Here is a 23,359-nt window from a genome sequence, read left to right on the forward strand (position 1 = left end):
GCGTGTTCGCCGGCAAAGAATTTCTGGTTGGCCGCGCGGTCCTGCCAGCGCAGGTATTTCTGGCTGGCCTCGAACTTGTCGGCCGGCTGCTTGACGTCGGCACCCATGATCTCAAAGCTCTTCTGTGAATCCTTGTTGATCATCTCGAGCGCTTCGAAGTAGCTGTCGGCCAGGGCCTTGGCGGCTTTCGGGTTGTCGGCGAGGAACTTGGGCGTGCAGCCCACGGTGTCCATGATCATCGGGTAGTCCAGCGTGGTGGCAATGATCTTGCCGGCTTCCGGCTTGGCGCGCACAGCGCCGAGGTAAGGCTCGTAAGTCATGGCGGCGTCAATGCCGTCGGTGCCGGCAATCATGGCGTTGGCGGCGGCTTGCGGCTCCAGGTTGACGATCTTCACGTCTTTGGGGCTCAGGCCGTTCTTCTTCAGCATCCAGGCCAGGGTGAACCAGGGTGCGGTGCCGGGTGCGCTGGCAGCCACGGTTTTGCCCTTGAGGTCGCTGATCTTGCTGATGTTGGGCTTGACCACCATGCCGTCGGCACCGTAGCTCTTGTCGAGCTGGAAGATCTGCGTGGTGGCCACGCCGTTGGCGTTCCAGACGATCCAGGTTTCCACCGTGGTGGCGGCGCACTGCACGTCACCCGAGGCGATGGCCAAGTGACGGTCTTTCTGCGGGATTTTCTTGATCGTCACATCCAGGCCATTCTTCTTGAAGATGCCGGCTTCCTTGGCCAGGGTCAGCGGCGCAAAGCCGGTCCAGCCTGACATGCCCAAGGTGATTTTGGTTTCCTGCGCTTGTGCGGAGACACAGGCCAGGGCGAGGAGGGACAGGGTGAGCAGCTTTTTCATGAGGATTCCTGGGGTTGACGGGTGAATGAAAGGGTGACGGAAAGGTATGCAGTGTTCATGCCAGCCTTGGGGCAGCAGACGCGGTATTTGCCAAACGAAGGGCGTGCAGCTCGGGCATATCGGCATCAAGTGCTGCAGCCATGTCCCCGCTTGCCACCAGATGGTGCACCGCCTCCATGTCACGCGCCAGGCTGCGGTCTTCCATCATGGCGGGCGAGACGATGCGGATCAGGCGCAACACACGCTCAAGCGGTACCGAGCTTTTGAGCGGGCGCAAAAATTCAATGCCCTGCGCAGCGGCCAGCAACTCGATGCCAACGATGTAGCTGGTGTTGCGCAGCATGGGCTGCAGGCGGCGTGCCGCAAAGGTGGCCATGCTCACATGGTCTTCCTGGTTGGCCGAGGTGGGCAGGCTGTCCACGCTGGCTGGGTGCGCCAGCGACTTGTTCTCGGACGCCAGCGCGGCCGCCGTGACATGCACAATCATGAAGCCCGAGTTGAGACCGGCATCGGGTGTGAGGAAAGGCGGCAGGCGCGAGACCACGGTATCGACCAGCATGGCGATGCGGCGCTCGGTGATGGCGCCGATTTCTGCGATTGCCACGGCCAGCGCGTCGCAGGCCAGCGCGACCGGCTCGGCGTGAAAATTACCTCCGGAGAGCAGGCTGCCCTCGTCAGCAAACACCAACGGGTTATCGGTGACCGCATTGGCTTCGATGGCCAGCACGCCGGCGGCATAACGCATCTGGTCCAGGCAGGCACCCATCACCTGCGGCTGACAGCGCAGGCAATACGGGTCTTGCACGCGGTCGTCGTTTTCAAGGTGGGAGCGGCGAATTTTGCTACCGACCATGAGCGCGCGATAGGCCGCCGCGCAGGCGATTTGCCCGGGCTGGCCGCGCACCGCATGAATGCGCGGGTCAAACGGGCCATCGCTGCCGCGCGCGGCGTCCAGTGTCAGTGCGCCCGAGATCACAGCCGTTTCAAACAGCCGCTCGGTGGCAAACAGCGCATCAAGGGCCAGCGCGGTCGAGACCTGTGTGCCGTTGATCAGCGCCAGGCCTTCCTTGGCTGAAAGCTGCAGGGGCTTGAGGCCGGCCTGCGACAGTGCTTTTGCAGCCGGCTGGCGTTCGTCTTTGTAAAAAACTTCGCCTTCGCCAATCAGCGGCAGGCACAAATGGGCCAGCGGCGCCAGGTCGCCCGAGGCACCGACCGAACCCTGGCAGGGAATGACGGGGCAAATGCCGTGGTTGTGCAGATCCAACAGCGCATCAATGACTTCTTCGCGCACACCCGAGTAGCCGCGCGCCAGGCTGGCCGCCTTGAGCAGCAGGACCAGATGCACCACACGCGCCGGCAGCGGCTCACCCACACCGACGGCGTGCGAGCGCAGCAGCTTGAGCTGCAGGATGGCCAGGTCTTCTTTGGCGATGCGTGTGTTGGCCAGCTTGCCGAAACCGGTGTTCACGCCATAAACCGCGGCGCCACCGTTGGCCGCCTGGTGCACCAGCGCCGCGCTCGCGCGCACGCCCGCGCGGCAGGCGGCGTCCAGCCGGACGGGCAGGGTCACCGGCGCGCAAAGGCGGCGCAGCTGCGCCATGGACAGCTGGCCGGGGATGAGGAGTTCTTTGTCGGGCATGGGGCTTGGGTGGCGGGCGGTTGTCGAACGGGAACGGGTCAGCCGATCATGGGCAGGTTCAAACCGTTTTCTTTCGCACTGGTTTTGGCAATGTCATAACCAGCGTCGGCATGGCGCATGACGCCGGTGGCCGGGTCGTTGAACAACACGCGTTCAATACGCTCAGCCGCGTCAGGTGTGCCGTCGCAGACGATGACCACGCCCGCATGCTGCGAGTAGCCCATGCCGACGCCACCGCCGTGGTGCAGGCTGACCCAGGTCGCGCCGCTGGCGGTGTTCAGCAGGGCGTTGAGCAGCGGCCAGTCGCTCACCGCATCGCTGCCGTCCTTCATGGCTTCGGTCTCGCGGTTCGGGGAAGCCACCGAGCCGCTGTCGAGGTGGTCGCGGCCGATCACTATGGGCGCTTTCAGTTCGCCCGACCTCACCATCTCGTTGAAAGCCAGGCCGGCCAGGTGGCGCTCGCCCAGACCTATCCAGCAGATGCGCGCCGGCAGGCCCTGGTAGCTGATGCGTTCTTCGGCCATGTCCAGCCAGCGGTGCAAATGCTTGTTGTCCGGAAAGAGTTCTTTCATCTTCGCGTCGGTCTTGCGGATGTCTTCCGGGTCGCCGGAAAGCGCCACCCAGCGGAAGGGGCCGACGCCCCGGCAGAACAGCGGCCTGATGTAGGCCGGTACAAAGCCCGGGTAGTCAAACGCGTTGCCCACACCAAAGTCCTTGGCGACCTGGCGCAGGTTGTTGCCATAGTCCACCGTGGGAATGCCCATGGCGTGGAATTGCAGCATGGCCTGCACATGCACGGCGCAGGATTCGCCGGCTGCTTTGGTGAGCGCCGCATGTTGCGCCGGGTCCTTTTGCGCAGCCTGCCATTGCGCGACGCTCCAGCCCGCAGGCAGGTAGCCGTTGATGATGTCGTGCGCCGAGGTCTGGTCGGTCACCAGGTCGGGGCGCATGCCGCCGGCCGCGGCGCGGCGCGCCAGTTCGGGCACGATTTCCGCCGCGTTGCCGCACAGGGCAATCGACACCGCTTCCTTGCGGCTGGTGTGGTGCTTGATCAGTTCCAGCGCCTCGTCGAGGTCTTTGGCCTGCTTGTCGACATATTTGGTGCGCAGGCGGAAATCGATGCGCGACTGCTGGCATTCGATGTTGAGAGAGCAGGCGCCGGCAAAAGTGGCGGCCAGTGGCTGCGCGCCGCCCATGCCGCCCAGGCCGGCGGTCAGCACCCAGCAGCCGGCTAAATCTCCATTGAAATGTTGCCGGCCCGCTTCGACAAAGGTTTCGTAGGTTCCCTGGACGATGCCTTGTGTGCCAATGTAAATCCAGCTGCCAGCTGTCATCTGGCCGTACATCATCAGGCCAGCGCGGTCGAGTTCGTTGAAGTGCTCCCAGGTCGCCCACTTGGGTACCAGGTTGGAGTTGGCAATCAGCACCCGCGGTGCGCCGGGGTGGGTGCGAAACACGCCGACCGGTTTGCCCGACTGCACCAGCAGGGTTTCGTCAGCTTTCAGCTTGCGCAGCGAGTCGAGGATGGCGTCAAACGCCGGCCAATTGCGCGCTGCTTTACCGATACCGCCATAGACCACCAGCTCATCGGGGTTCTCGGCGACTTCCGGGTCCAGATTGTTCTGGATCATGCGGTAGGCCGCTTCGATTTGCCAGTTGGCGCAGGTCAGGGTACTGCCGCGCGGTGCGCGTACTGGCCTGGCCTTGCTGTGGAGGAAGGGGGTTTGTGAAAGGTCTGACATGGCGGACTCCTGCGGATGCGGAAAAACCAGAACAATTTATTCCGGCAAATCGTAGTTGTCTATACAACTTGTGTCAACTGGGTTAATCTAGGGCGATGGCAAAAGTTTTATTGCCTGCCTACGAGCAGGTCAAGGCCTTTATCAAGTCGCGCATCAGTGCCGGCACCTGGAAGCCCGGCGACCCGGTGCCCAGCGAAACGGCGCTGATGGCGCAGTTCGGCATCAGCCGCATGACGGTCAACCGCGCGCTGCGCGAACTGGCCGCCGAAGGCATGGTGACGCGGGTGCAGGGCTCTGGCACGCGGGTGGCCGAGCTGCACCGCATTTCGTCCCGGCTCACAATTCGCGACATTCATGAAGAAGTGACCGAGCGCGGCCATGTGCACACCACACGGGTCTTGAAGGTAGAGGCCGAGAAAGCCAGCGCAGATCTGGCGAAAACACTGGGCCTGCGCACCGGTGCCCGCGTTTTTCACACTTTGTTGGTGCATCTGGAAAACGGCATACCCATCCAATACGAAGACCGCTACGTCAACCCGGCGGCGGCGCCCGATTTCCTGGAAACCGACTTCACCCGGACCACGCCCACCCACCACTTGCTGCTGCACGCGCCGCTGACCGAGGCCAGCTATTCGATCGAAGCCTGCCTGCCAACGGCGCAAGAGGCCAAACAGCTGGGCATCAAGCGCGCCGAGCCCTGCCTGGCGATGATGCGGCGCACCGTCAGCGGCGCCCATGTGGCCAGCGTGGCCCGCTTGATTTACCCTGGCACGCGTTACAGCTTTGCGGGACAATTTCAGGCATGAGTGGATATCCTTTCCGGACACGACCCCAAGCGGAGATTACCCCATGAGCTGGCAAACCATTCCCCTCGAAGAAGTGTCCCCCACGCCCTGGCGCAATGGCGGCGGCATCACCCGCGAACTGCTCGCCTGGCCTACGGCGCAGGACTGGGACTGGCGGATTTCGGTGGCTGAAGTCGAAAAAAACGGGCCGTTCTCGCGCTATGAGGATGTTGAGCGCTGGTTTGCCGTGCTGGGCGGCGCGGGTGTGCGCTTGACGCTGGACGGGAAAACCCATGAACTCACCGCGCAAAGTGCGCCGCTGCATTTTGACGGCGCCAAGGCCTGCGCTTGCGAGCTGATTGACGGTCCCACCGAAGACTTCAACCTGATGCTCAAGCACGGCCATGCCCATGCCCGCCTGGTTCGCGTTCTGGGTGCGCTGGATGTGGAGGTCAAGCCCGGCACGCGTGTCGCCGTTTACGCTTGGGACGAACCGGTGACCGTGCAGGTCAACAAGAAATTTTTCACGCTGGCGCCGCATACCCTGGCTTGGCGCGCCCTGGCCGACGGCGCTTCGGTACGCATCGAGGCGGCAACAGCGCTTTGGATGGAAATGGCGCGATGACCGTGCAGCTCTGGCGGAATTGCCGCGTGGCCAGCCTGCAGCCCTCGCATCCCGCGCCTTACGGCCTGATCGATGACGCGGCCCTGGTGCTGGAGGGCGAATACATCGCCTGGGTCGGCCCGCGCGGCGAGCTGCCTGCGGACCTGGCGGCACGTTGCACGCGTGAACACGATGCCGGTGGTGCACTGATCACACCGGGCCTGATTGATTGCCACACCCACCTGGTGTACGGCGGTGACCGTGCGCATGAGTTCGAGCTGAGATTGCAGGGCGCGAGTTATGAAGACGTGGCGCGCGCCGGCGGCGGCATTGCCTCGACGGTCAAAGCCACACGTGCCGCCTCTGAAGATGAGCTGCAGACGCAGAGCCTCAGGCGTTTGCAAGCCCTGCTGGCAGAGGGGGTGACCACGCTGGAGATCAAGTCGGGCTACGGCCTGGCACTCGCGCATGAGCGCAAGGCCCTGCGTGTGGCGCGCGCACTGGGCCACTTGCATCCGGTCGATGTGCGCACGACCTTTCTTGGCGCCCATGCGGTTCCGCCCGAGTTTGCAGGCCGCGCCGATGACTATGTGGACGAGGTGATACGCATGCTGCCCCTGCTGCATGCTGAAGGCCTGGTCGATGCGGTGGACGCATTTTGCGAACGTATCGCGTTCAGTGCGGCGCAAACCGAACGTGTGTTTGAGGCTGCGCATGCGCTGGGCCTGCCGGTCAAGCTACATGCCGAGCAGCTCAGCGACAGCGGCGGTGCGCAGCTTGCCGCGCGTTACGGCGCAATCAGCTGCGACCACCTGGAATGGCTGAGTGAAGAAGGCGCGGCCGCGATGGCGGCTGCCGGCAGTGTGGCCGTGCTGCTGCCCGGGGCTTTTTATTTTCTGCGCGAAACAAAACTGCTGCCGGTGACCCTGCTGCGCGAGCTCGGCGTGCCCATGGCCATCTCCACCGACTGCAACCCCGGCAGCTCGCCCTGCACCTCGCTGCTGCTGATGCTCAACATGGCCTGCACGCTTTTCCGGCTGACCCCGGAAGAAGCCCTGGCGGGTGTGACGCGCCATGCTGCCAAGGCGCTGGGCTTGTCCGACCGCGGCATCATCGCGGCGGGCCTGCGCGCTGATTTTGTGTTGTGGGATGTGGCCCATCCCGCGCAACTGGCCTATGCCATGGGCGCGAACCCCCGCCTGCAAACAGTTTTTGAAGGTGAAGTGGTATGAGTTTCAGTCTGCACCGCGGCAGCGTTCCCCTGCTGGTCAGCATGCCGCATACCGGCACCGAAATTCCGCCGGAGCTGCAGGGTGACTACGCCGAACGCGCGCTGGGCCTGGAAGACACCGACTGGCATTTGCAGCGCCTCTATGATTTTCTGCCCGCCATGGGCGCCAGCCTTATCACGCCACGTTACTCGCGTTATGTGATCGACCTGAACCGCCCGCCCGACGATGCACCCATGTACCCCGGCGCCTCCAACACCGAGCTGTGCCCCACGCATTTTTTCAACGGTGACGCGCTCTACAGGGAGGGCAGGGCGCCATCGCCGGCCGAGCGTCTGCGCCGGCTGGAGGCTTACTGGCAGCCCTACCACACGGCACTGGCGCATGAGCTGGCGCGGCTCAAGGCGCAGCACGGCTTTGCGCTGCTGTGGGACGCGCACAGCATCCGTTCGCAGATCCCGTGGCTGTTCGAAGGACGCCTGCCGGACCTGAACATCGGTACAGCCAGCGGTGCGGCTGCCGATGCAGCCATCACTGATGCCGCTGCGGCGGCCTGCGCCGGTGTGCCAGGTGTGAGCAGCGTGGTCAATGGCCGCTTCAAGGGCGGCTACATCACGCGGCAGTATGGCCGACCGGCCGACCATGTGCATGCGGTACAGCTCGAAAAATGCCAGAGCCTGTACATGCAGGAGGCGTCGCCTTTTGCCTATGACGAAGCGCTGGGGAAAAAAATTCAGCCGGTGCTGAAGAACATGGTTGCGGACAGCCTGGCTGCTGCCCGCAAACTTTATGACCGCTGAGGCCACACGTTATTTCGCCCCCCAAGCCTGGGTGGACGGTGCATGGACGCAAGACGTGTTGCTGGCGGTCGGTGTTGACGGCCACTGGCTCAGCATCGAGCCCAATGCGGTGGAGGAAGCGCGGCAAGGTGCTGTACAACTGAACGGGCCGGTACTGCCCGGCCTGGTCAATGCGCACAGCCATGCTTTCCAGCGCGCCATCGCCGGGCTGACCGAACGTTCGGAGGGCAGCAACGACGATTTCTGGAGCTGGCGCGACCGCATGTACAGCGCCGCGCTGCGCGTCACACCGGAGCAGCTCGAAGCCGTGGCTTCACTGCTTTACGCCGAGCTGCTGCAGGCCGGTTATACCCAGGTCTGCGAATTTCATTACCTGCACAACAACACCGATGGCCATTCCTATTCCGACCCGCTGGCCATGTCGCTGGCGCTGGTGCGTGCAGCGCAGCGTGTGGGCATGGGCCTGACCCTGCTGCCCACGCTGTACATGCGCTCGGGCTTTGCGGCCACCGGCCTGCGCGAGGACCAGCGGCGTTTTTCCTCCACGCCCACTTCCGTTCTGCACCTGGCCGAAGCCGTGCTTCAGCAGGGCGGCAGCCACATCAACACCGGCTTGGCCCTTCATTCGCTGCGCGCGGTGGACGAAGCGGCGCTGCGCGAGGTGGCTGCAGCGGCCAAAGCCAGGGGCATGGCCGTCCACATCCATATTGCTGAGCAAGTGCAGGAAGTGCAGGACTGCGTGGCGGCGCATGGGAAGCGTCCGGTCGAATGGCTGCTGTCGCACGCGCCGGTGGATGCGCACTGGAACCTGGTGCACGCGACCCAGTCCACCCCGGCCGAATTGCAGGCGGTGCGCAAGAGCGGGGCGGCGATTGTGATCTGCCCCAGCACCGAGGCGAACCTGGGCGACGGCGTGTTTGACCTGCCGGCTTATGCGGCAGCGGGCGGCCACTGGTCCATAGGCTCCGACAGCCATGTCACGCGCAGCTGGCAGGAAGAGCTGCGCCTGCTTGAATATTCGCAGCGCCTGAGCTTGCGCCGGCGCAACATCGCGGCGCACATGCCAGCCAGCTCAAGCACGGCGGACAACCTCTTCAATGCCGCGCTGGCCGGCGGGCATGCGGCTACCTCGCTGCCACTGGCCGGCATTGCGCCCGGCCAGCGCGCGGATTTTGTCGTCGTCGATACCGCGTCACCAGCCCTGCTGGGCATTCCCGCCGATCACCTGCTGGACGCCATGGTGTTCTCCAGCCCGGACGCGCGTTTCAGCGAGGTGTTTGTGGCGGGCCGGCGCGTGGTCAGCGGCGGCAAGGTGGACAGCTGGCCGCGTCTGGCCGAAGACTTTGTGGGTGCGATGCGCGCCCTGTGGTCTTGAAGGCCAGAACGCAGAACGACTTGAGTCAAAGCGAAGCCGGCTTGGCGGTTCAGATTTTCCCCGAGGCCAGCAGTTGCCCCACCTGGGCATGCGCGGCATTGCGCTGTTCCATGGGGCGGCTTGTTTCCGTCAGGTAGACGGAAACCACGATGGGTGCACGCCCTGGCGGCCAGATCACGCCGATGTCGTTGGCCGTGCCATGGGCGGCCGTGCCTGTTTTGTCGCCGACGCGCCAGCCGGCGGGCAGCAGCGCGCGAAGGCGGGTATCACCGGTCTTGTTGTCGAGCAGCCATTGGCGAAGCTGGTTTCTGGAGGGCTCGCTCAAGGCGGAGCCGAGCACCAGCTTGTGCATGGTGGCCACCATGGCTTCCGGTGTGGTGGTGTCGCGCACATCTCCGGGTGTGGCTTCATTCAGCGTCGGCTCGGTGCGGTCCAGCCGGGTCATGGTGTCGCCCAGCGAGCGGGCGTAGGCCGTGAGTCCGGCCGGCCCGCCAAAACTCGCCAGCATCAGGTTCGCGGCCGTGTTGTCGCTGAGGGTGACGGCCGCTGCGCACAGCTCTGCCATCGACATGGGAGCACCGCCGGCGCGTGGTTGGGTGGCCGGCGAATAGTCCACGAGGTCGGACGTTTTGACGGCGATGGTCCTTTCGAGTTTTTCCTGGCCGGCGTCCACCCGGTGCAGGACGAAGGCGGCGGCCAGAAACTTGAAGGTGCTGGCCATGGGGAAGCGCTCCCCGGCTCGATGGCCGTAAGACATCCCGTTGCCGGTATCGAGGATGGCCACCCCGAGCCGGCCACCGCTCCGGCTTTCAATGGTCCTGAGCTCGTTATCGACCAAGGCCGTGGATTTGCCCAAGAAATTCTGGGCACAACCCGAAAGTGCTGTAGCTGAAAGGGTGGCGCCCAACAGGCCGGTGAATTGTCTTCTGTGCATGTTTTTCCTGTGAAATTGAAAGAAAGTAAAAGAAAGAGGGGCGACGATAGCAAGATCAATCACGCTTCACAATTCACGATAATTGAGGCGACCCATCAGAAAAACCTGGCCTTGAACATGCAGCTTCCCCTGAATGCCCTGAGAGCTTTTGAAGTGTCCGCGCGCCACTTGAGCTTTACCCGCGCCGCCCTTGAGTTGAATGTCACGCAGACAGCGATCAGCCAGCAGGTGAAGAACCTGGAGGAGCGGATGGGTGTGCTGCTTTTCCGGCGCCTGCCGCGCGGCCTGGCCCTGACGGATGAGGGGCTGGCCCTGCTGCCGGCGCTGGCCGAATCGTTCGGCCGTATCGGCTTGTTGCTGGAGCAGTTCCGCGACGGCCGCTTTCGCGAAGTGCTGACGGTAGGCAGTGTCGGTACTTTCGCGGTGGGCTGGCTTATTCCGCGCATTGCGGATTTCCAGCAGGCGCATCCCTTTGTGGACCTTCGGCTCCTCACCAACAACAACCGGGTGGACATCGCGGGGGAAGGGCTGGACTACGCCATCCGCTTTGGTGATGGCGCCTGGCACGGGGTGGATGCCGAGCCGCTGTTTGGCTCGCCACTGTCGCCGGTTTGTGCGCCTTCCATGGCGGCACGTTTGCGGGAACCGGCGGATCTGGTGGAGGAATCGCTGCTGCGTTCCTACCGGTCCGACGAGTGGGTGAACTGGTTTGCCGCCGCTGGCGTGGCAAGCCCGGTGGTCAAAGGCATGGTCTTTGATTCCTCCCTGACCATGGCAGAGGCCGCAGCGCAGGGCGCGGGTGTGGCGCTGCTGCCGGTCAACCTGTTTGTGCGCGAATTGAACGGTGGCCGCCTGGTGTGCCCGTTCGCGCTGAAAATTGAAAACGGCGGCTACTGGCTGGCGCGGCTCAAGTCCAGGCCGGTCACCCGGGCCATGAGTGTTTTCAGGGACTGGATGCAGAAAGCAGTGGCGAACGATCAGCGTCTGGCGTCCGCAGACAGGTGACGCAGTCCTGGCCAAGCCTGAGATGACTCATTCCAGGAATCAGGGGCTGCCCAGCAAGCGCTCGACTGCGGCGCCCAGCGCCAGCAACTCCCTGTCCTGTCCGCGGCGGCCAACCAGCATGAGCCCGACTGCCAGCCCGCCGCGCGGCAGCGGCAAGGACAAAGCCGGCAGGTCAAAGAAGTTGAAGACCGAGGGGTTGCGCAGCAGCAGGGCGTTGATACGCAGGAAGGCCTCTTCGGACCGCACTGCTTCGATGGGCGGCGCCAGCACCGGCACGGTGGGCAACACCAGCGCATCGAAGGCTGGCATGCGCGCATCGAGCGCCGGCAGCAGGGCGGCACGTGCCTGCTGGATGCCGGCATAAGTGGGGGCGTCCAGCGCCTGGCCGCGGCGTATACGCCCGAGCACGATGGGATCGTATTCGCCGGGCCGGCTGTCGATCCAGTCGCGGTGAACCCATGCAGCTTCGGCGGCGACCAGGGTGCCGCGTTTTTGCAGGTGGAAGGGCTCGCCGAGCAGGTCGTCCAGGGCTTCGTCGCTGACCTGCGCGCCGGCACCGGCCAGCTGTGCCAGTGCAATTTCCACGGCGGCCAGCACCTCCTCGTCGGCTTCGCGGAACAGCAGGCCGCGCGGCACGCCCAGGCGCAGGCCACGCACCTCGCGCTGCGGCAGGGCTTCATCCGCAATGCCGGCCAGCACGCTGTCGGTGGCGGCTGCGTCGCGCACGCTGCGGCACAGGGGGCCGATGGCGTCCAGCGTGAACGAGAGCGGAAAAGCGCCTTCGCGCGGAACCCGCGCCTGCGTCGGTTTGAAGCCGACCAGGCCGTTGAGCGCCGAAGGAATGCGCACCGAGCCGCCGGTGTCCGAGCCGATGGCGATCTCGGCCATGCCGCGTGCGACCGACACGGCGGCACCCGAGGACGAGCCGCCGGGAATGCGGGTAACGTCCAGCGCGTTGCCGGGTGTGCCGTAGTGCGGGTTGATGCCGACACCCGAAAAGGCGAACTCGCTCATGTTGGTCTTGCCGATGATGATGGCGCCTGCCGCGCGCAGGCGGCTGACCACCACGGCATCATGTTCTGCGGGCGCGGCTTCAAGCAGCAGGGTCGAGCCGGCGGTAGTGGCTTCTCCGGCCACGTCGAACAGGTCCTTGATGGAAACAATGCGTCCGTCGAGCGGGCCCAGCGGCTGGCCGCTGGCAGCCCGCCGGTCGGCGGCCCGCGCCGCCGCACGGGCCTTGTTGGCATGCAGCCGCGTGAAAACGTGCCGGCCTTCGTCGCCGGCGGCGGTGATGGCGGCGAGCGCCGCCTCAAGTCTCTGGGTGGAAGTGCCTGTGCTCATGGGTGCTTACCTTAGCGCAAGTTCCTGGCGCATGGAAAGGAATCTGGGATTACCCACCCGCAGCGCAGCAATAAACCGCGACGCGCGGCGGATTTTCTACAAATTCAATAGTTTCTGATCCGACCGGTGAGCGGACGCTGTGAAGATTCACATCACGGCGCTTTTCTTCGCCCTGCGCGAGACCAGCCGGACCACGCGCATCCCCACTTCCTCGGTGAATCCGCGTCCGAGCGCAATGGCAGCCCTCCACTCTTCGCTCAGCTTGGCTTGCCTGGCCAGTTCGGTCACCGAGGTTGTGCCTTCCGCCAGGAGCTGGACACGCCGCAGGACTTTGGGGTATCTCAGGCGCACCATCGCCAGCTCCGCGGCTGCCTGCGTCAACGACTGCTGGTGCTGCACCTGGGCCTGCGCGTGGAAGAGCACCGCGGCAGCCGTCGCTTCCGTCACCACTTCGGCTGCCCACGCGGCGAACTCGTCCTGCGACAGGTTGATCGGCCGCCGCAGCCCCAACTCCTGCACCCTGGCCAAGTACAGCGCGCCGTCGAGTCCCTTGAGCTCCTTGGTCTTGTAGAGCGACTCGTAGAACTGGTCCAATTCGATCACCGTGCCGTCATTGATCAGGTTCTGCGCCCTGAAGATGCCGATGGCCGTCATGAAGTCGCGAAAGCCCGGCTTGTAGTGGCCCGACTTCGGGGACAGGGCGGTGATGATGCCATCATGACAGCGCAGCATGCCGGCGCTGACCACCTGCTCGCCGGCCATGAAGCTGGAGTGATGGAACAGGCCGCGCTCGTGCTGTTCCGAATAAACGACCGGCTGGGCCGCTTGCACGGGCGGGGCGATCACGAAAGTCGCCATGCCGTCGTGGAATGCCTGTGTGTCGTAGCGCACACGGGTCAGGTCCGTGCGGCTGCGCGGGCGCAGCACACGCCCGCCGTGGCTGGTCAGTGCATACGCGGCGAGATCGCCCTGGCGCAGGTACTCCACCAACACCTCGGGCTCGTTGACGGTCTTGTTGTTGAAGGAATAGTCCACCTCCTCCAGCCAGAGAAAGAAAGGCAACGCCGTTGCATTTTCGCGCACCAGCCGCTCCCATTCACCCCACAGGGCCCCCAGCGAGCGATTGACCTGGGTGGTGCCGTGCATCGGATGGTCGCGCTCGATCCAGTACGACTTGTCCAGGCCGACAAGCCGCGTGCGCCCCGGCCCGGAGAAGCCGAAGCGGCGGTTCACGATCTGCACGATCAGGGCCGCGCCCACGGCGCGTTGCTCCAGGCCCTGGCGTACCATCTCCAGGTAGCGCCGTTTGACGGCCGCCGTCTCCCCGAGCCTGCGCACGAGAGCATGCCGGGCGGTATTGGTGATCCAGGTCTTGGCGCGTGCGTTGGTGCTGAAGTTGGTGTACTGTCTCAGGAACTCGTCGATCGCGACGATGAGCTTGTCCAGCTCGGCGATCCGCGGCGGCAGGTTGACCTTGGTGGCGGCGTGGCAAGCGGTGAGCTTTGTGCGCAGCTGCGCATGCAGCAGGTTCCCGGTGACGGTCGCGTGGACCTGCATCTGCAGGCCGGGGCTGGAAAGGAACGTGGTGGCGTACCTGTCGCCCACGCTGTCCGTCGCCGCCGCAATGGAAGCATCCCACTGCTGCAACGTCGGCAGATTGGTGATCCAACTCATTGTTTTCCTTCCCTGACCAAACCAGGCTCGCTATGAAGATCAGTGTAGAGGTGTGCCATGGAGACGTCAAGAAACGGCGCATGTCCTCTTGTCAAACCTGACAGGGCCGACGCCTGACGAACAAGTCGCACCGGACTGCGCGCCGGCACCGGCCAGCACCTCGTCGTCGGCTTCGCGGAACAGCAGGCCACGCGGCACGCCCAGGCGCAGCTCGCGCTGCGGCAGGGGCTCATCCGCGATGCCGGCCAGCACGCCGGTGTCCGAGCCGATAGCGATCTCGGCCATGCCGCGTGCAACCGACACGGCAGCCCCGGAAGAAGAACCACCGGGAATGCGGGTAACGTCCAGCGCGTTGCCGGGTGTGCCGTAATGCGGGTTGATGCCGACACCCGAAAAGGCGAACTCGCTCATGTTGGTCTTGCCGATGATGATGGCGCCTGCCGCGCGCAGGCGGCTGACCACCACGGCATCATGTTCTGCGGGCGCGGCTTCAAGCAGCAGGGTCGAGCCGGCGGTAGTGGCTTCTCCGGCCACGTCGAACAGGTCCTTGATGGAAACAATGCGTCCGTCGAGCGGGCCCAGCGGCTGGCCGCTGGCAGCCCGCCGGTCGGCGGCCCGCGCCGCCGCACGGGCCTTGTTGGCATGCAGCCGCGTGAAAACGTGCCGGCCTTCGTCGCCGGCGGCGGTGATGGCGGCGAGCGCCGCCTCAAGTCTCTGGGTGGAAGTGCCTGTGCTCATGGGTGCTTGCCTTGGTGCATTCGCGGGTGAGGAATGGTTCTCTGTCTTGCTATTGAAATAGTAGCTGGTGGCGAAGGTGCGGAAAGGGCTGGAGGCAGTTTTTACTTGAAAATGAAGACGTGGCACCGGAAGACTGTTGACACCCGGCCACAGTCTCTGGACTGAATCCCCTTCTGTACGGACGCACCGCAGCCTATCATGGCCGGATGACTTCCAGCACACCTTCCCTGCGTTCCCTCTTTGATGCCCAGTACCGCGCCAGCCGTGCGCAGATAGCCGTGCCGCTGGCGGTGCGGCGCGACAGGCTGCTGCGCATCCGTGCCCTGCTCGACGAACACGGCAGCGCGCTGGCGCAGGCGGTGCAGGAAGACTTCGGTGTGCGCTCTGCGCAGCTCACTGAAATTGCCGATATGTTCGTATTACGCGCGCTGCTTTCGCACACGCTCAAGCATCTGCCCAGGTGGATCAAACCGGTCAAGGTGTCCACGCCGCTGTATTTGCAGCCGTCAAGCGCCTGGCTGCAGCGTCAGCCGGTCGGCGTCGTTGGCGTGGTGTCGCCGTGGAACTACCCGCTGCAGCTGGCACTGGCGCCGGTCATCACCGCCCTGGCCGCCGGCAACCGTGTCATGCTCAAGCCGAGTGAGCTGACACCGCGCACGTCGGCGCTCATGGGCGAGCTGATTGGCAAAGCGTTTGCGGCCGACGAGTTTTGTGTGGTGGAAGGCGACGCCGCGCTGGCGGCCGCTTTCACGCAGCTGCCTTTTGACCACCTGGTGTTCACCGGTTCCACCGCCACCGGGCGCAAGGTGGCCGAGGCGGCCGCCGCCAACTTGACGCCGACCACACTGGAGCTGGGCGGCAAGTCGCCGTGTATCGTCGATGCCTCCTGCAACTTCGACAGCGCGGCGCTGAAGATCGCGCACGGCAAGCTGCTCAATGCCGGACAAACCTGCATTGCGCCCGACTATGTGCTGGTGCCGCAGGGGCGGGAAGCGGCTTTTGGCGAGGCTTTTGCGCGCGCGGTGGCAAAGCTGTTTCCCACCATCGCCGGCAACCCTGACTACGCCGCCATCATCAGCCCGCGGCACCACGAGCGCCTGCAGGCGCTGTTGGCGCAGGCAGAAGGCGAGGGCGCGCGGCTGCAGGTGCTGAACTCCGGTGCTTCGGCCGATGGCTCCCGGCAGATGGCGCCGGTGCTGGTGTTTGGTGCCACGCCGGCCATGAAGCTGATGGAAGAAGAAATCTTCGGCCCCATCCTGCCGGTGCTGCCTTACACAACGCTGGACGAAGCCATCCGCTACATCAATGAGCGCCCGCGGCCCCTGGCCCTTTACTGGTTCGGCACCGACACCGCTGCGCGCGACGCCGTGCTGGCGCAAACCGTGAGTGGCGGCGTGACGGTGAACGAAACACTCATGCACATCGCCCATGAGAACCTGCCCTTTGGCGGCGTGGGCGACAGCGGCTGGGGTGCCTACCATGGTGAAACCGGCTTTCTGCGCTTCACGCAGCAGAAGCCGGTGCTGCTGTCGTCGAAGTGGGCACGGGGCGATCTGTTTTACCCGCCTTACGGCAAGCGTTTTGACCAGGTGATGGGCTTGCTCAAGCGGGTGATTTGAGGGTCGAAGATAGTTGAACAGAAGCCGATCTCAAGTGGCTATCGGAGCTGCGAACCCCGATAATTTTTTCCGTAGAGTTCGGATTCAATTGCGCGCCATTCATCTTCCGATTCGTTAAACAGCAGTGCCATCTGTGCCCTGAGCCACTTGTGTCTTGGATCGTTATGCACTTTCCGATGCCAATGCTGCTGGACAGGAAAGCTGGGGGGCGTAAATGGCGTTCGTAAGAGCTGTAGCTGGCCTCTCAGGGCAAAGCTGGCGCATGCTGCGAGTGGGACGGTTGCAATCAGGTCGGTTGTCTCGATGATCGCAGGCAGACTGAGGTAGTGCGGCGTTCTTAGAACAATGTTTCTGTAGATCCCCTTTTTTTCCATCTGTTTCTCAAGGAAGATGATGGATCTGGCTGGCGCGGTGACCATCGCATGTCCTTGCGACAAATACTCCTTGATGGTTAGCTTCCCTTTGATGACGGGATGGTTCTTTCTCACGATACAGGCATAGGTGTGCGTGTAAAACCGCTGCTTGAAAACCCCGTTGCCAGATAACTCGGGAAAGTATCCTGCAACCAAATCGATTTCTCCGCTGACCAGTGCGGTCTTCAAGGTGTCCGTTGAGTAGTTGCCCACAGTCACCTTGATCGACGGCGCAATGTCCTGCAGATGGCGAAGCAGACGAGGCAAAAAAACGATTTCAGCGACATCCGTCATCGCGAGGTGAAATGTCGCTGTTGAGGTTGATGGATCGAAGGCGGGTTGCTCCAGGATCCCCTCTTTTATCAGGGTTACCACTGATCTTGCTGTGTGGAGCATGCGCTCGCATCGCGGTGTGGGAACCATGCCCCCGGGAGTTCTGACAAAAATAGGGTCATTCAACTTTTGACGCAGACGAGCCAATGCCGTACTGCAGCCCGATTGGCTCAATCCCAGCAATTCAGCAGCGCTTGAGACGTTCCGGGTCTGGTCAAGTGCGATGAGGATGCGCAGGAGGTTGTAGTCGAATTCCGGCGTTATCGTTTCCACAGATATCGTTTCTGTACTAAATAGTATTGAAAGATATTTTGCCGGAGTCTATTGTCGAGGTCCAATCATTTTGGAGACATTGGATGTGGCTGAAAAACTGCTGGTATGTGGCAGCGTGGGACCATGAGTTGCTGGGGGACACGCTTTTGCCCAGAACCATACTTGAGCAGTCGATTCTGCTTTACCGCAAAAGCGACGGTATACCCATAGCCATCGACAACCGATGCGCGCACCGGGGAGCTCCACTGTCCATGGGCCGGCGCGAAGGCGACGCGATACGTTGCATGTATCACGGGCTAAAGTTCGAAGCAAACGGACGTTGTTCTGAAATTCCTGGACAGCCTGCCATCCCGGCAAAGATGTGTGTAAGAACATATCCCGTCATTGAGCAAGATCGCTGGATATGGATCTGGATGGGCGATCCCGCGCTCGCGGATTCGGCCCTCATTCCTCCGACGCCAACTCTCAAGCATCCGGAGTGGAAGTATCGACCAGGGTACATGCACTATCAGGCTGATTACCAGCTCATTTGCGACAACCTGCTGGACTTCTCCCATCTCTCTTACGTTCATGAAAAAACGCTGGGCGGGTCTCCCAATATTGCCGAAGTCGCGCCCTCCATTGAAAGAATTCCCCGAGGGCTTCAAGTAAGCAGGGATGTGCGCAACACCTTGCCCGCTCCGTACCACCGAAGACTAGGTCAATTTGGCGGAAAGGTGCATCGGAAATTTCGCTACGAGTTCATGCTGCCCGCCATCTTGCTGTTGCATGCGCAAGTAAAGCCCGTGGAAACTGCCGAGGATGACATGACAGGCGCGTTGCAATTCGACAGTTGTCAGGCCTTAACGCCGGAGACCGCAAGCTCGACGCATTATTTCTACATGCAGGCTCATAAATTCAGACAAGACGACGCAACGATCACTGAATCGATCTACCAGAGCCTGTGCACCGCCTTTGAAGAGGACCGGCGAATCATTGAGGCTCAGCAAAAAATGTTGAACTTGTCGAATCAAGCGCCGATGCAAATGATTCTTGCCGACAAGGGGTTGGCAATCTTCCGCAGAATGCTCAATGAGATGTACGAGGAGGAAAAGGCGGCCGCAACCGTTGCTTAATTTTCGAGGCTTACCAATCCAAGGAGACAACATGAAGACGAGTATTGTAAAAATTGGTATTGCTGCTACGTGCGTCCTTGCCGCAACCATTTCGCAGGCTGAGATCGTTATTGGCGCCAGCTTTTCCATCACCGGACCAGCCGCAGCGATTGGCATCGCGCCAAAAAACACAATGCAACTTTTCCCCGAAACGATCGCGGGTGAAAAAGTCAGAATTGTCGTGCTTGACGATGCTACTGACTCCACATTAGCGGTGAAGAATGCGCAAAGATTATTGCTTGATGAAAAGGTGGATGTGATCTTCGGTTCCACGGCGAGCCCGCCGGCTTTGGCTATTGCTGAGTTTGCACGAGCAAATTCAGTTGTTCAGCTTGCTGCCGCTCCAATTGTCTTGGCCGAAGGTAAGGATGCGTTCACGTTTCGCCTGCCTCAAGGCATTGCACTGATGGCTGAAGGTTCAATTGACGAGATGAAGAAAGCTGGAGTGAAGACATTGGGCTTTTTAGGCTACTCAGACGCCTATGGTGAAAGCTGGCTTCAGGAGCTGACGAAGTTTGGTGCAGCGGCGGGCATTAAAGTCACTGCGGTCGAAAGATTTGGTCGAAACGACAGCAGCGTCACTGCGCAAGCATTGAAGGTGTTGTCGGCCAATCCTGACGCAGTCATGATTGTTGCGTCTGGTAGTGGTGCTGTCATGCCGCAGAAAGCAATTGTTGAGCGCGGCTACAAAGGCAAGCTCTGGCAGACCTACAGTGCCGTCGCTCCCGACCTTATCAAATTGGGCGGAAAAGATGTGGAAGGCACCTTGGGATTTTCAGGGCCGGCTGTATCCCCCTCGGAATTACTTGATTCTCATCCTTCCAAAAAGGTCGCGATGGAATTCATTGCGCTTTATGAAGGTAAGTTTGGCGCAGGTAGCTATAACCAGTTCGCAGCAAATGTTTGGGGCGGAAAATTGCTGCTCGAAAAGGCGATTCTAATAGCGCTCAAGAAGGCCAGGCCAGGTACGCCTGAATTCAGATTGGCTCTCAGGGACGCAATTGAGAACGTTGGAGAGGTGGTGGTTCCGCAAGGGGTGCTGAAGTACACCGAAAAAGATCATTTTGGATTTGATGGTCGAGCTCGGTTTCTTTTGGCGGTAAAAAATGGTGTTTGGAAACGGGTTCCCTAATTTCCTCCAGAACAAGCACGCCTGGTGTTCAACGACGGGCTGCATTTCTGACTGCATTCACTCTGTCTGTTAGCGCGACACGGACATCGAGCGCACGCCCACGTGCTGGGGTATACCTGCTGGTGTCGCTGGGCGCCGGCTCGCCCGTCGGGCGGTTGGTGCAGCAGTGGCTGGGTGTGGCGCTGACCTTCAGTTTTCTCGGGCTGATTGCCTCGCTGGTGTCAACATTCCCTTCGTGGTGCAGCCGGTGCAACGCGCTTTTGAGGCGCGCCCCGCAACCTGGCCCAGGCCGCCGCCGTCAGCGGCCTGGGCGGCTGGCAGACCTTTCGCCTGGTAGAGCTGCCGCTGGTCTGGCCCGCGGTGCTGTCGGCCCTGGTGCTGACCTTTGTGCACACGCTGGGCGAGTTCGGCGTGGTGGGTAGCAGCACTTCCCGGCGAAACCCGCACCATCGCGATTGCGATCTACGAGCAGGTGCAGGGCTTCAACCTGGCCGCGGCCAACCAGAGGTCGCTGCTGCTCTTGCTGCTTTTGCTGCTGGCCGTGGTTTTCTCTTTTGTGGCGTCGGCCCACCTGGTGCGCCGCCCATGAATGTCGTAGCAAGCCGGGAGCTGGTGGTTGAGGTCAGCAGGCCGCAGGCGCCGGGTGCTTTGCTGCGCCTCACGCTGTCGGCCCGCAATACCACCGGCTGGCGCCCGGGCAGCACATCGGCGTGCGGCTGGACTGGGCGCTGGTGCATGTGATGCCGGTGCGAAACGCCGGCTGAGGGCACGGCGGAAGCGCCGCCGGGCCGGGGGCTGATATTCTTCCCGTTTGCAGCTCACCAAAACAGCCACCATGTCCCCCAGCAATCTTGAACATTACCTTCATGCGCACATTCCGCTGTCCAAAGCCATGCAGGTCAGCGTGGTGCAGGCCTCGCCGCGAGAGGTGGTGTTGAGCGCGCCGCTGGCGCCCAACATCAACCACCGCGAAACCGTGTTCGGCGGCAGTGCATCGGCGCTGGCCATCCTCGCTGCCTGGTCGCTGCTGCATACGCGCCTGGAGGCAGAGGGGTTGGCCAGCCGCCTGGTGATCCAGCGCAACACCATGCAGTACGAGCAGCCCATCGTGGGAAGCTTCACCGCGACGGCAGCGGCGCCCGGTGACCAGGCATGGCACCAGTTCCTGCGCGTTTTCAAACGCAAGGGCAAGGCGCGCATCACGGTGGCGTCGGTGCTGCATTTTGGTGGCGTGGTGGCGGGGCGCCTCGAAGGCGAGTTTGTGGCGCTCGGGGTGGCGCCAGCCCCTTGAATTCGAACCCGTAAAAGCGCATCGACATGTCCTATTCCCTGCTCGCAGACACCGTGCTGACGCTGCATGTTGCCGTGGTGGCTTTTGTCGTGGGTGGCCTGTTGCTGGTGATTGGCGGAAACCTCCTGCATTGGCGCTGGGTCAATGCGCTCTGGTTCAGGCTGGCCCACCTGGGCGCCATCCTCTTTGTGATCGCTGAAACCTGGCTGGGCATGGTGTGTCCGTTGACCACTCTGGAGACATGGTTGCGTGCTCGGGCCGGTGGTGCCGGCTACGGAGGCGGCTTCATCGAATACTGGCTGCAGCGCGTCCTGTATTACGAGGCGCCGTGGTGGGTGTTTGCCGTCGGCTACTCGCTGTTTGGCCTGCTGGCCGTTGCGACTTGGCTGTACTTTCCGCCGCAGGCTCGAGCCCGGAACGATGCGCCGGCCAGCAGGGAAGTTGCTGGGATGCCGGAGATTTAGCTCTTCTTTTGATAGCTTCCGGGGCCCGCCGCATAAGGGCTGAAGCCCTGTTTTTCATGAAGCGATGACGCCTGCCAGGTGCTGCAGGAACGCCGGTTAGCGGGTGGTGCCAAACACCTGCACCCAATAAATTCCCGCGCTGCTGCTGGCATTTACCGCAAAAGCGGCGCCCATCTCGGTGTAGGCCGGCGCCATCAGGTTGGCGCAGTGGCCGGGGCTCTTGATCCAGCCTTGCACCGCTGCATCGGCCTGCATCTGGCCGGCGGCAATGTTCTCGCCGATGGCGCGCCAGGGGTAGCCGGCGCGGCTGGCGCGGTCGTCCACGCCGCTGCCGTCCCGGCCAGTGTGGCTGAAGTAGCTGTAGCCCGCCATGTCGGCCGCATGTGCGGCAGCAACCGCCTGCAGGGTGGCGTTGAGCTGCAACGGCGCTGCCGCCGCGAAGGATTCACTGCCACAACGGCGAGGCTGCGCGCGTGCCTGGTTGACCAGGGCCAGAACGCGCGCCTGCACCTCACCGGCCTGCGTGGCGGCAGGCGGCGAGAAGGGCGCGGCCAGCACCACCCAGACCTGTTGGCCGCGCTGGTGAAAGCCAGCCTCGGTCAGCTCGCTGTGCAACGCCGTGCTGCATGTTTTTCCCAGCGCGGTTCGCGTCAGCGCGGCAGTGCCGGTGGCACCGCGCACGGTGATCTGTGCGGCACGCACGGCGCGGTAGCCAGCGGCCTTCAGCGCGTCATCGAGCTTGCGGCCGCCGGCGACAAGTGCAGCCGCACGTGAGAGCGCCATGTTTTCCCGCAGCGCAGCCACGGATCGGTCACCCTTGACGCAGCCCTGGTTGCGCAGCGCGTTTAGCGCGCCCAGCAGCGGCGGGTGGCCTGGCGCGGTGGCCTGGCCGAGTGTCGGCCCGGCAGCAGCCAGCATGACCAGCGCCAGGCATCCCGCGACGCTTCCCCACGCGCCCAGCGCCTTCACCTTCATGCCCATCCCGATGCCATTCATGAACCCATGATAACGACGCATCGTTACCGGGCTTGTCCCGGCGGCTTCGCGTCTGTCCGGTCAGGGCCGGCTTGTGCCGGCCGTGGGCGCCAGCTGGCCGCCGCTGACCAGGCGCCTGATTTCCATCAGCTTGGCGTTCAGCCGCCTGTGGTTCACCGGTCCTGTGCGCAACAGCATTTTTTGCCCGGACGACAGCGAGCGAAGCGCGGAGTCGGTGAACTCGTAGCGCACCCAGGGCCGCACAGAGGGAAGCGGGCCCTTGACTTCCACCAGGCTCACGCCGAGCGGGCCGGTTTGTACCGGGGTGGCCAGCAGGAGATCAATCACGCTGACCAGCCGGTCGTTGAAGTAGCGGCCGGGGAAACCCAGCTCTTCGTAAGCCTGCTGGAACAGCGGGTAGAGGCGTGCGTACAGGCGAACGGCCCGCGCGGTGTCTATCGATTCCACAAACAGCACGAAGGGGGTGTAGCGCTGGCTGTTGTCGGGGCTGATGCTTGTGGGGCTCGAGGTGGCCGCACCGCCGTCCAGCGTGGCAAAACGCCCGGGCGTGGGCGTTACAGGCCACAGCGCGGGTGCCGCATGGTCACGCGCCAGGTTGTCGGTGGTGGCCACCACGCGCCGCGCGAAGCCTTCGAGGTGCAGGAAGGTCTGGACCTTCTCGCGCCCCAACAAGTCGGCCAGTGCAGAAGCCACGTAGGCGTCGGCTTCTGCGAGCGCGGGCAATGCCGCAGGCGGCGCATCGCTGTCGCCCTTTGCTGCGTCGATCGGGTACTGGATGGACGGGCCGGTGGAAGCCGACGCCGGGGCGGCGGGCACCGTCGGCGCCGGAGCATCGCTTGCCAGGGGTGCGGGTTTCATGCCTTGCTGCCACCAGTAAAAACCACCGGCGGCCACAGCGGCAAAGAGAAGGGCCATCAACAGGCCGGGAGCGGGGATTTTCATGGTCCGTGGTCGGCGCGCAAGCGTGCTTTGA

General features: G+C 63.1%; 22 protein-coding genes and 1 pseudogene. 13 read left to right on the forward strand and 10 right to left on the reverse strand.

The window, feature by feature from the left end; all coding sequences use genetic code 11:
* From ABI660_RS12560 to hutU, 3 genes are all read right to left on the reverse strand, one after another.
* Positions 1-845: ABC transporter substrate-binding protein (locus tag ABI660_RS12560; RefSeq protein ID WP_348068461.1), on the reverse strand; the 845-nt coding region annotated here is incomplete at its 3' end.
* Positions 846-900: 55 nt separating this feature from the next.
* The gene (hutH, locus tag ABI660_RS12565; protein ID WP_348068463.1) at positions 901-2,484 is read right to left on the reverse strand and encodes a histidine ammonia-lyase; all 1,584 of its coding nucleotides are present in this window, start codon (positions 2,482-2,484) and stop codon (positions 901-903) included.
* 38 nt (positions 2,485-2,522) lie between these two features.
* The gene (gene hutU, locus ABI660_RS12570; RefSeq protein WP_348068465.1) at positions 2,523-4,226 is read right to left on the reverse strand and encodes a urocanate hydratase; all 1,704 of its coding nucleotides are present in this window, start codon (positions 4,224-4,226) and stop codon (positions 2,523-2,525) included.
* Between the two features lie 95 nt (positions 4,227-4,321).
* Between hutU and hutC the strand changes: the two genes are divergently transcribed.
* The 5 genes from hutC to ABI660_RS12595 are packed head-to-tail and all read left to right on the forward strand — an operon-like array spanning position 4,322 to position 9,019.
* On the forward strand, positions 4,322-5,032 hold the full coding sequence (gene hutC, locus ABI660_RS12575; RefSeq protein WP_348068467.1) for a histidine utilization repressor: 711 nt from the start codon (positions 4,322-4,324) through the stop codon (positions 5,030-5,032).
* Positions 5,033-5,075: 43 nt separating this feature from the next.
* Complete coding sequence (locus ABI660_RS12580; RefSeq protein ID WP_348068469.1) at positions 5,076-5,636, forward strand: HutD family protein; 561 nt, start codon at positions 5,076-5,078, stop codon at positions 5,634-5,636.
* Positions 5,633-6,847 (forward strand): imidazolonepropionase, encoded by a 1,215-nt coding sequence (gene hutI, locus ABI660_RS12585; RefSeq protein WP_348068471.1) that lies wholly within the window; start codon positions 5,633-5,635, stop codon positions 6,845-6,847. The genes ABI660_RS12580 and hutI overlap by 4 nt, the downstream gene beginning before the upstream one ends.
* Positions 6,844-7,644 (forward strand): N-formylglutamate deformylase, encoded by an 801-nt coding sequence (hutG, locus tag ABI660_RS12590; protein WP_348068473.1) that lies wholly within the window; start codon positions 6,844-6,846, stop codon positions 7,642-7,644. The genes hutI and hutG overlap by 4 nt, the downstream gene beginning before the upstream one ends.
* Positions 7,634-9,019, forward strand: coding sequence for a formimidoylglutamate deiminase (locus ABI660_RS12595; protein ID WP_348068475.1), 1,386 nt, complete (start codon positions 7,634-7,636; stop codon positions 9,017-9,019). The genes hutG and ABI660_RS12595 overlap by 11 nt, the downstream gene beginning before the upstream one ends.
* Positions 9,020-9,068: 49 nt before the next feature.
* Here ABI660_RS12595 and bla read toward each other — a convergent pair whose 3' ends face one another.
* Entirely contained in the window at positions 9,069-9,953 is an 885-nt protein-coding gene (gene bla, locus ABI660_RS12600; RefSeq protein ID WP_348068477.1) for a class A beta-lactamase, read from the reverse strand.
* 117 nt (positions 9,954-10,070) lie between these two features.
* On the opposite strand from bla, the gene ABI660_RS12605 reads away from it, so the two are divergent.
* A complete protein-coding gene (locus ABI660_RS12605; protein WP_348068479.1) occupies positions 10,071-10,958 on the forward strand; it encodes a LysR family transcriptional regulator in 888 nt (295 codons plus the stop codon).
* A gap of 39 nt (positions 10,959-10,997) precedes the next feature.
* Here ABI660_RS12605 and ABI660_RS12610 read toward each other — a convergent pair whose 3' ends face one another.
* The 3 genes and pseudogenes from ABI660_RS12610 to ABI660_RS12620 all read right to left on the reverse strand — a co-directional run.
* Positions 10,998-12,299, reverse strand: coding sequence for an amidase (locus ABI660_RS12610; RefSeq protein ID WP_348068481.1), 1,302 nt, complete (start codon positions 12,297-12,299; stop codon positions 10,998-11,000).
* A gap of 147 nt (positions 12,300-12,446) precedes the next feature.
* Entirely contained in the window at positions 12,447-13,973 is a 1,527-nt protein-coding gene (locus ABI660_RS12615) for a hypothetical protein (protein ID WP_348068483.1), read from the reverse strand.
* A gap of 252 nt (positions 13,974-14,225) precedes the next feature.
* Positions 14,226-14,711: pseudogene (locus tag ABI660_RS12620) on the reverse strand (amidase family protein); the annotation flags it as partial.
* A gap of 206 nt (positions 14,712-14,917) precedes the next feature.
* Here ABI660_RS12620 and ABI660_RS12625 point away from each other — a divergent pair.
* Positions 14,918-16,330 carry a coniferyl aldehyde dehydrogenase gene (locus ABI660_RS12625; RefSeq protein ID WP_348068485.1) on the forward strand — a complete coding sequence of 471 codons (1,413 nt, stop codon included), beginning with the start codon at positions 14,918-14,920 and terminating at the stop codon, positions 16,328-16,330.
* A 38-nt stretch (positions 16,331-16,368) separates the two neighbouring features.
* Here the strand turns inward: ABI660_RS12625 and ABI660_RS12630 are convergent, their stop codons facing one another.
* Positions 16,369-17,349, reverse strand: coding sequence for a LysR family transcriptional regulator (locus ABI660_RS12630; protein ID WP_348068487.1), 981 nt, complete (start codon positions 17,347-17,349; stop codon positions 16,369-16,371).
* A gap of 83 nt (positions 17,350-17,432) precedes the next feature.
* Between ABI660_RS12630 and ABI660_RS12635 the strand changes: the two genes are divergently transcribed.
* The 6 genes from ABI660_RS12635 to ABI660_RS12660 all read left to right on the forward strand — a co-directional run bounded on the left by ABI660_RS12635 (position 17,433) and on the right by ABI660_RS12660 (position 21,390).
* On the forward strand, positions 17,433-18,464 hold the full coding sequence (locus tag ABI660_RS12635; RefSeq protein WP_348068489.1) for an aromatic ring-hydroxylating dioxygenase subunit alpha: 1,032 nt from the start codon (positions 17,433-17,435) through the stop codon (positions 18,462-18,464).
* Between the two features lie 31 nt (positions 18,465-18,495).
* Positions 18,496-19,635: an ABC transporter substrate-binding protein gene (locus tag ABI660_RS12640; protein WP_348068491.1), complete on the forward strand. Its 1,140-nt coding sequence runs from the start codon at positions 18,496-18,498 to the stop codon at positions 19,633-19,635.
* 385 nt (positions 19,636-20,020) lie between these two features.
* Positions 20,021-20,224: a hypothetical protein gene (locus ABI660_RS12645; protein WP_348068493.1), complete on the forward strand. Its 204-nt coding sequence runs from the start codon at positions 20,021-20,023 to the stop codon at positions 20,222-20,224.
* Positions 20,221-20,376: a hypothetical protein gene (locus ABI660_RS12650; RefSeq protein ID WP_348068495.1), complete on the forward strand. Its 156-nt coding sequence runs from the start codon at positions 20,221-20,223 to the stop codon at positions 20,374-20,376. Before ABI660_RS12645 ends, ABI660_RS12650 begins: the two co-directional genes overlap by 4 nt.
* Before the next feature lie 94 nt (positions 20,377-20,470).
* Positions 20,471-20,926, forward strand: coding sequence for a YiiD C-terminal domain-containing protein (locus ABI660_RS12655; protein WP_348068497.1), 456 nt, complete (start codon positions 20,471-20,473; stop codon positions 20,924-20,926).
* 26 nt (positions 20,927-20,952) lie between these two features.
* Positions 20,953-21,390 carry a DUF2784 domain-containing protein gene (locus ABI660_RS12660; RefSeq protein WP_348068499.1) on the forward strand — a complete coding sequence of 146 codons (438 nt, stop codon included), beginning with the start codon at positions 20,953-20,955 and terminating at the stop codon, positions 21,388-21,390.
* Positions 21,391-21,486: 96 nt separating this feature from the next.
* Here the strand turns inward: ABI660_RS12660 and ABI660_RS12665 are convergent, their stop codons facing one another.
* Positions 21,487-22,386, reverse strand: a complete 900-nt coding sequence (locus ABI660_RS12665; protein ID WP_348068501.1) for a CAP domain-containing protein — start codon at positions 22,384-22,386, stop codon at positions 21,487-21,489.
* A gap of 60 nt (positions 22,387-22,446) precedes the next feature.
* A complete protein-coding gene (locus ABI660_RS12670; protein WP_348068503.1) occupies positions 22,447-23,328 on the reverse strand; it encodes a DUF3014 domain-containing protein in 882 nt (293 codons plus the stop codon).
* Positions 23,329-23,359 lie beyond the last annotated feature (31 nt).

It is taken from the genome of Polaromonas sp. (assembly GCF_039930745.1).
Taxonomy (GTDB): Bacteria; Pseudomonadota; Gammaproteobacteria; order Burkholderiales; family Burkholderiaceae_C; genus Polaromonas.